General features: G+C 47.3%; 1 protein-coding gene. It reads right to left on the bottom strand.

Going from position 1 to position 1,280, the window contains the following annotated elements:
• Positions 1-1,280: hypothetical protein (locus tag C7391_RS08170; RefSeq protein ID WP_208107028.1), on the bottom strand; the 1,280-nt coding region annotated here is incomplete at both ends.

Below are 1,280 nucleotides of genomic sequence, written 5' to 3'. Positions count from 1 at the left end.
TCTTTGACAGGCGTTTCGCCGTTATAAACAGGAGTTGTGCCGTAAAGCACGGTATCGACTTTGAGTTCAGTCAGGTCGAAGTTCTGCCAAGTAACTTCGTAAGACCTGCGAATTTCATCATATTGAGCCGTGTAAATCACGTCACCGGCCACAGCATCAATGGAAGGAGACCAGCCGCGGAAAACGTAATTGAATTCAGCGTCAGAATCTTTGACAGGCGTTTCACCGTTATAAACGGGAGTTGTGCCGTAAAGCACGGTATCGACTTTGAGTTCGGTCAGGTCGAAGTTCTGCCAAGTAACTTCGTAAGACCTGCGAATTTCATCATATTGAGCCGTGTAAATCACGTCGCCTGCTACAGCATCAATGGAAGGAGACCAGCCGCAGAAAACGTAATTGAATTCAGCGTCAGAATCTTTGACAGGCGTTTCGCCGTTATAAACAGGAGTTGTGCCGTAAAGCACGGTATCGACTTTGAGTTCGGTCAGGTCGAAGTTCTGCCAAGTAACTTCGTAAGACCTGCGAATTTCATCATATTGAGCCGTGTAAATCACGTCGCCTGCTACAGCATCAATGGAAGGAGACCAGCCGCGGAAAGCGTAATTGAATTCAGCGTCAGAATCTTTGACAGGCGTTTCACCGTTATAAACGGGAGTTGTGCCGTAAAGCACGGTATCGACTTTGAGTTCGGCCAGGTCGAAGTTCTGCCAAGTAACATCGTAAGACCTGCGAATTTCATCATATTGAGCCGTGTAAATCACGTCGCCTGCTACAGCATCAATGGAAGGAGACCAGCCGCGGAAAACGTAATTGAATTCAGCGTCAGAATCTTTGACAGGCGTTTCACCGTTATAAACGGGAGTTGTGCCGTAAAGCACGGTATCGACTTTGAGTTCGGTCAGGTCGAAGTTCTGCCAAGTAACATCGTAAGACCTGCGAATTTCATCATATTGAGCCGTGTAAATCACGTCACCGGCCACAGCATCAATGGAAGGAGACCAGCCGCAGAAAACGTAATTGAATTCAGCGTCAGAATCTTTGACAGGCGTTTCGCCGTTATAAACAGGAGTTGTGCCGTAAAGCACGGTATCGACTTTGAGTTCGGTCAGGTCGAAGTTCTGCCAAGTAACTTCGTAAGACCTGCGAATTTCATCATATTGAGCCGTGTAAATCACGTCGCCTGCTACAGCATCAATGGAAGGAGACCAGCCGCAGAAAACGTAATTGAATTCAGCGTCAGAATCTTTGACAGGCGTTTCGCCGTTATAAACAGGAGTTGT

The sequence above is a fragment of the Methanimicrococcus blatticola genome, from assembly GCF_004363215.1.
In the GTDB taxonomy this organism is placed as follows: Archaea; Halobacteriota; Methanosarcinia; order Methanosarcinales; family Methanosarcinaceae; genus Methanimicrococcus; species Methanimicrococcus blatticola.
The sequence above is the reverse complement of the archived record's forward strand: the minus strand, read 5'-3'. Positions and strand labels throughout refer to the sequence as shown.